We start from the raw sequence: 7204 nt of genomic DNA, 5'->3' as shown, positions 1-7204 counted from the left end.
TTGAAAGGGCTGATATGTCGGCATATCAGCCCTTTCAAATCAAATATACGTATAGTGCTTTTACGGCCTTTTGGGAGGGGCAGAACCAGGCATGCCGGCCTTTATCAATCCGGCGTTCATCAGCATGGTTCTTAACTCGTCGGGGTCCGAACTCCTGCCAAACGCGTCGTCGAGCGTTATGGATCTCTTCATGAAATGATTCACCAGCGACTGATTGAGCGTCTGCATGCCGAACTTAGACTGCCCGACCTGCATCTGGGAATATATCTGATGTACCTTGTCTTCGCGGATAAGGTTCCTTATTGCCGGATTAGGCACCATGATTTCCAGTCCCATCACGCGGCCCTTGCCGTCGGCCTTGGGGATAAGGATTTGCGACATAACACCCTCGAGCACGAAAGAAAGCTGCGCCCTTATCTGCGGCTGCTGGTGCGACGGAAAAACGTCGACAACCCTGTTTATGGTCTGCGCGCAGGAATTCGTGTGCAGCGTGCCGAAACAAAGGTGTCCGGTCTCTGCTATTGTCAGCGCCGTTTCTATCGTTTCCATGTCCCTGAGCTCTCCAAGAAGCACGACGTCAGGGTCCTGCCTTAGAACCGACTTTATGGCCTTCTTAAAGCTGTGAGTGTCGGCGCCGACCTCTCTCTGATTGATAAGAGACTTCTTGGACTGGTGTATGAACTCTATAGGATCTTCGATGGTGACGATGTGGTCTGGCCTCTCCTCGTTGACCATGTTTATCATGGCCGCAAGGGTCGTGGACTTTCCGCTTCCGGTCGGGCCTGTAACAAGCACGAGCCCCCTGGGCTTTCTGGCAAGCTCCTCGACAACAGGAGGCAGATTAAGTTCCTTAACGGTCTTTATGGTGAACGGAATGGCCCTGAAAACTCCGGCAACAGCGCCGCGCTGCATAAAGACGTTACCCCTGAACCTCGAGAGCCCCTTTATGCCAAACGAAAAGTCGAGTTCGTTTTCCTCTTCGAACTGGTGCTTCTGGTTATCCGAAAGTATCGAATAGCAAATCTGCTTGGTCTCTATCGGGGATAACGGTGGGGTGTTTAGCATCGGGTTCAAATGCCCGTTTACCCTCATCCTTGGCGAAGAACCGGTGGTTATATGCAGGTCGGAGCCGCCTTTTTCTATAAGCAGCCTGAGAAGCATCTGTATGTCCAGCTTCTGCGGTGGCGGAGCCGGAGCTCCTGCTGCCGGCGGTATTCCCATGCCCTGATCCATTTATCTTACCTTCCTTTGTGTTATTTACCTTCCAGACAGCAAGCCTTAATCGGCCATCGTAACCCTTATTACCTCTTCCATATTGGCAACACCCTCTGCCACCTTGCCAAGACCGCTCATCCTTAGAGACTTAATGCCGTCCTTTATCATCTGCCTCTTGATCTCAGCGGTAGAGCCTCCGTTCAAAACGAGCTCTTTTAAATTGTCGGTAAACGGCATGACCTCGTAGAGCGCGATCCTGCCCTTGTTGCCCGAGCCTCCGCACTCGGCGCATCCCTTGCCCTTGTAACACTGTATGCCCTTTGCGACCTGGTCCGGAGTAAACCCTATCTCGAGAAGCGTGTTCTTTGGAACATCGACAGGCTCTTTGCACGCAACGCATATCTTACGCGCGAGCCTCTGCGCGAGTATCAGGTTACAGGCCGAAGAAACGAGGAACGGCTCGATACCCATGTTTAGAAGCCTGTTGACAGTCGACGGAGCGTCGTTTGTGTGAAGTGTTGAGAGCACCAGGTGCCCTGTGAGAGCGGCCTTGATGGCGATTTCCGCTGTTTCGTAGTCCCTTATCTCGCCGACCATGATGATATCGGGGTCCTGCCTAAGAAAGCTCCTAAGGGCGGCTGCGAAGTTAAGCCCTATGTCGTCGTGCATCTGGCACTGATTTATGCCCATGAGGTTGAACTCGACCGGGTCTTCGGCGGTGGAGATGTTCTCGGTGACCTGGTTAAGCTCGGAAAGAGCCGAGTAAAGCGTCGTCGTCTTTCCGCTTCCGGTCGGGCCGGTAACGAGCACGATGCCCCAGGGCTTATGTATGGCGTGCTTAAAGTCGTCAAGAGCCTTTTGCTCGAACCCGAGCTTGGTCATGTCGAGTTGAAGGTTGCTCTTATCGAGAAGCCTAAGACAGACCTTTTCGCCAAAGAGTGTCGGCAAAACAGAGACGCGGTAGTCCATCTCCTTATTTTTTCCGAGTTTAAGCTTGATTCTTCCGTCCTGCGGAAGCCTTCTCTCTGCTATGTCAAGCTGGCTAAGGATTTTTATTCTCGACACTATGGCGTTTCGAAGCTTCATCGGCGGTCTCATTATCTCCGAGAGAACGCCGTCTATCCTAAGCCTTACTCTGAAGGCCTTTTCATACGGCTCGATGTGTATGTCGCTCGCCCTCTTTTTGATTGCGTCGGTGAGAATGAAGTTAACGAGCTTAACAACGGGGGCGTCGTCGACTTCCTTTGCAAGGGCCTTGACGTCCACGTTGTCCTCGTCCTGGACAACGTCTATGTCGCCGTCGAACTCGTTTAGCACGTCGTCCATGCCGATTTCTTCCATGGCAGGGGCAGCATAGGCTGACTCTATGGCGTCGAGGATGGCGGTCTCGGAGGCAACAACGCTCTCGACATTGTAGCCTGTCAAAAACTTTACGTCCTCGATGACGAATATGTTCGAAGGATCCGCCATGGCCACTACAAGGGTGGCGCCGGTGCGGCTTACGGGAAGTATCTGGTATTTTTTACAGACGTCCTGCGGTATGAGCCTTACTATTTCCTGGTCAAGCTCGGTTGTTGCAAGGTCTATGGACGGGATTCCGTACTGCTTACTAAGGAAATTCGTCAGGTCCGCTTCCTTAAGGTACCCGAGCTTCGTAAGATTATAGCCGAGGCGCCCTCCGCTTTTCTTTTGCTCATCTATGCCCTTTGCAAGTTGTTCCGTGGTAATTATTTTCTCTCTTACCAGCAATTCGCCTATTCTATCGGACATATTTCGGACACCTCTTTTTATATAAGATATAAGGTAAGTTAAAGGCTAGGCGCAGACACATGGTGCTAATCATTATAATATTACAGGAAATCAGCCGCGGGTGTCAAGCTAATTGTCCTTGTTTTCCCTTGTAAATCCCGACGATATACGAAGGAATGCCAATCTCTGACAAAAAACGTCCGCCTTGGCGGACAAGGCCTAATAAATGGGAATCAGGCATTTACTACGGCAGCAGGCGGCGGGTGTATTATGGAATTGTCGTCCCTTAGCTCCACGTACTCCCAGTTTGCCGGTGTAGCGGCTATTGCTGTAGCGAGCTTTGCATTAAGTCCGTGGCCGGACTTATAGGCCTTTACCCTGCCTATAAGCGGATACCCGGCAAGCGAAATATCGCCTACGAGGTCAAGCACCTTGTGGCGGACAAACTCGTCCGGGTAGCGAAGCCCGCCATCGTTCATTATGAGGTTCTCGTCTATTACAACGGCATTGTCGAGCGTGCCGCCACGGGCAAGACCGTGTTTACGAAGCATTTCAACGTCCTTAAGAAAACCGAAGGTTCTCGCTTCCATAACCTCGGCCTTGAAACTCTCTTTAGTAAGGTTTAAATAACATGTCTGGCGGTCCAGGCTTCTGTGGTTAAAGTCCATGGTGTACTCGATTGTGAGAAGCTCATCCGCCTCTCTCTTTCTAAACGGCAGTATGCACACAAAACGGTCACCGTCGTCTATGCGTATGGCCTTTTTGATGCGTATGAAGCGGCGCTTTGCGTTGAGCCTTCTTAGCCCTACTCTCTCGATTGCCTTCACTATGTCGGCCGAGCTGCCATCTAGCACCGGAACCTCTGGCGCGTTCACCTCGACAATGGCATTATCGACGCCGGTTGCGTAGAACGCCGCGAGCATGTGCTCGATAGTCGAAATAGTAGCGTTGCCGATACCTATTGTGGTTGCGTAATCGGTCTTCAAAATGTTCGTATAGTCGGCCTTTATAAACGGGCTTTCCGGCAGGTCTACGCGCTTAAAGACTATGCCTTCGGTATCGGACGGTAGCACTCTCACGTGCGACAAAGCGCCTGTATGAACCCCTACGCCTGTGAATTCTATACTGTTTGCAATGGTATGCTGATACATAGTATCTATATTATAGCAAACTTCGTGCCACATAGCAATTCTTTTAAAAATCAAGCAGTTATAAAATAATTCTCATATTGCACTGTATCATAAAAACCACACAAAGGACTCCCATTCTCTTTTTTGCAACATGGTGTTCTGCCATTCCCTTGCCCTAAAAAACAAACAGCTGCGGCCTTATCAGGTCGCAGCCGGAGATGAAAAAGTTTTTCACCTACACGGGATTTTCCAGGCAGACTTCCCTTGCAACGCAACGCGGCTTAAAACCCTACCACATACGCCGAGCCGTTCCATTTATACACATAAGCAGAGCCCTGATCGGTATTCGTGCCAACATCATCTAAAAACGCGCCGACAACAATAATAGAGCCGTCGGATGATGCAGAAACCGATATACCTAAACTACTTCTCATAGCGCCATCAAGTGGTGTAAGCTTGACCTCTGACCATGACTCTCCGTTCCATTTATACACATACGCCGAGCCTTGATTTTTATTCTCTCCCTTGACAAAATAAGGCGCACCAATAACAACTATAGAGCCGTCTTGCGATATAGAGACCGACATACCGAATCTGTCGTATTCCTCCCCACCAGGTGAAGCAATCTTTGTTTCCTGCCAAGAGTTTCCTGTCCACCTATATACATACGCTAACCCCGAATTGCCATTATCGTCGCTCATTGGTGCGCCTACAACAACCATAGTGCCGTCGGACAATACCGAGACCGAACCACCAAACGAGTCATACGCTGCGCCGTCCGATGCCGTAAGTTTGGTCTCATTCCACGAACTTCCATTCCATTTATACACATACGCCGAGCCCTGCTCGGTATTCGCGTCAACGTCGTCCGATGGCGCACCGACAACAATAGTAGAGCCGTCGGCTGACGCATAGACCGATACACCAAACCAGTCGCCTTCATCGCCATCAGACGCAACAAGTTTAGTCTCATTCCACGAACTTCCATTCCATTTATACACATACGCCGAGCCCTGATTCACATTAACGCCAACATCACCCTTATACGCACCGACAACCACCATAGCACCATCAGAAGATACCGCAACCGACCAGCCAAAATAATCCACCGCAGCGCCGTCCGATGCCATAAGCTTGGTCTCATTCCATGAACTTTCGTTCCATTTATATACATACACGGCGCCGGAGTCACGGCCATTAATGTCATCTTCATGCGCACCAACAACAACCGTAGAACCATCGGAAGATACAGAAACCGAATTACCAAACTGATCGCCTCCACGGCCATCCGAGGCAACAAGTCTTGTTTCCGACCACGAGCTTCCATTCCATCTATACACATAAGCCGAGCCCTGATCGGTATTCACGTCAACGTCGTCGAAAAGCGCGCCGACAACAATAGTAGAGCCGTCGGCCGACGCAGAAACCGACAGACCGAACCAATCGTTTGCCGAGCCATCCGAGGCAACAAGCTTGCCGGGATAAACCATCGACACAGGCTTATCCGCGCAGGACGGCAACACCATGCACAGCAGCGCCAAAACAATACACTCAAGACCAAAGGACTTTTTCGCGTTCTTCACAACCCCCTCCTTTGCAACATGCCGCATTCCACGCATTTTCATTATCTCGGCATACCACCGCACTTACCACGGCAATTATACTACTCCCAAGCCTTCCGGCGAAGCAAAATATTTTCGCAATATAATGACAACGTATGATAGAATCCTACAAACAATGAACGCGAAAATAAAAATAACCGACAGGTGCGCAAAAAGGCTTAAGGCAGGGCATCTCTGGGTCTATGATAACGAAATCGCAGGAATCACGGGCGGCGCCCTTACCGACGGAGCAGACGCTGACTTCGTGGACTCGCGGGGAAAGTTCATAGCCAGGGGCTACGTAAATAGGAAATCCAAGATAGCCGGACGAGTCCTGACATTCAGACCCGAAGACACGGGAGAAAAATTCCTGAAAACAAGAATCGAGGCTTCAATAAAACGCAGAGCAGACCTCGGCTACGATGTTCTAAAAGGCACGTACAGAGTGGTATTTAGCGAAGGAGACCTGCTCCCGGGGCTCATTGTCGACAAATACAAAGACGTCGTCGTAATACAGCTACTTTCGCTTGGCATGGACGTGCGTAGAAGCGCAATCGTCAAAATACTAAAGGACATATTCTCGCCTGCTGCGATAATAGAAAAAAGCGATTCATCTGTGCGCGAAAAAGAAGGGCTAAAGACCGTAAAGGAAGTCGTTTACGGCACACTGCCCTCTCCTCTTATATTGGAGACCGATGGCGTGTCCTTCGAGGTCGACCCGCTAGAAGGGCAAAAAACAGGGTTCTACCTTGACCAGGCTGAAAACAGGCGCGTCATCGAGCCGTATGTTAAGAATAAGCGCGTGCTCGACGCATTCACCAACACAGGTTCGTTCGCAATATACGCCGTTAACTACAACGCTACGTCAGTTGACGCAGTGGAGGATTCGAAAAAGGCATTCGAGGGGCTAAAAAGAAACGTCGCGCTAAACAAGATGGACAGCGCTATTAACTGCCTTCGCGCCGACTCCTTCGACCTGCTACGCGAAAAAGCGGCTGCAGGAGAAAAATACGGCGCAGTAATACTCGACCCGCCGTCGTTTTTAAAGACCAAAGATAGGCGCGAAGGCGCATTACGCGGCTACAAGGACATAAACCTGTACGGCTTGAAACTTCTGGAGGACGGCGGCTTTCTAATCACTGCCTCGTGCTCGCATAACGTAACGCTTGGCGCGTTCCTGGACGTATTAAACGACGCTGCCTCTGACGCGGACTCGCTGCTCGACATACTCGAGATGCGGACACAATCAAAGGACCACCCGGTGCTATTATCCATGCCCGAGACGCATTACTTGAAGTTCGTTATTGCGAGGAAGATGGGGAGGTAATATTACCTCCCCCATACACTTCCGCCGACCTTTTCAATCGTCCTGCCGCCAAAGTAGAACACGATAACCGTCTGCATAACGTCTTTATGCAGCTCGGTAAAGACTACCTGCCCAAACCCGAAGTACGGGGCAAGGAGCGTAAGAGTCTATGCCTTGCTTGGTGTCCAAGAAAAACCTCCACA

Annotated in this window: 5 protein-coding genes; 1 reads left to right on the top strand and 4 read right to left on the bottom strand. The window is 50.6% G+C overall.

The window, feature by feature from the left end; translation table 11 throughout:
• Nucleotides 1–60: 60 nt before the first annotated feature.
• The 4 genes from OEV59_07125 to OEV59_07110 form a co-directional block, all read right to left on the bottom strand.
• The gene (locus OEV59_07125) at nt 61–1161 is read right to left on the bottom strand and encodes a type IV pilus twitching motility protein PilT (GenBank protein MDH4227510.1); all 1101 of its coding nucleotides are present in this window, start codon (nt 1159–1161) and stop codon (nt 61–63) included.
• 117 nt (nt 1162–1278) lie between these two features.
• Nucleotides 1279–2985, bottom strand: a complete 1707-nt coding sequence (gene pilB / locus OEV59_07120) for a type IV-A pilus assembly ATPase PilB (protein ID MDH4227509.1) — start codon at nt 2983–2985, stop codon at nt 1279–1281.
• Nucleotides 2986–3197: 212 nt separating this feature from the next.
• A complete protein-coding gene (gene lpxC, locus OEV59_07115) occupies nt 3198–4115 on the bottom strand; it encodes a UDP-3-O-acyl-N-acetylglucosamine deacetylase (protein ID MDH4227508.1) in 918 nt (305 codons plus the stop codon).
• A gap of 260 nt (nt 4116–4375) precedes the next feature.
• Nucleotides 4376–5719: an FG-GAP repeat protein gene (locus OEV59_07110; GenBank protein ID MDH4227507.1), complete on the bottom strand. Its 1344-nt coding sequence runs from the start codon at nt 5717–5719 to the stop codon at nt 4376–4378.
• A 112-nt stretch (nt 5720–5831) separates the two neighbouring features.
• On the opposite strand from OEV59_07110, the gene OEV59_07105 reads away from it, so the two are divergent.
• Nucleotides 5832–7022 (top strand): class I SAM-dependent rRNA methyltransferase, encoded by a 1191-nt coding sequence (locus tag OEV59_07105; GenBank protein MDH4227506.1) that lies wholly within the window; start codon nt 5832–5834, stop codon nt 7020–7022.
• Nucleotides 7023–7204: the final 182 nt, after the last annotated feature.

This window comes from Deltaproteobacteria bacterium (genome assembly GCA_029858205.1).
Lineage (GTDB): Bacteria > Desulfobacterota > GWC2-55-46 > GWC2-55-46 > DRQE01 > JAOUFM01.
The sequence above is the reverse complement of the archived record's forward strand: the minus strand, read 5'-3'. Positions and strand labels throughout refer to the sequence as shown.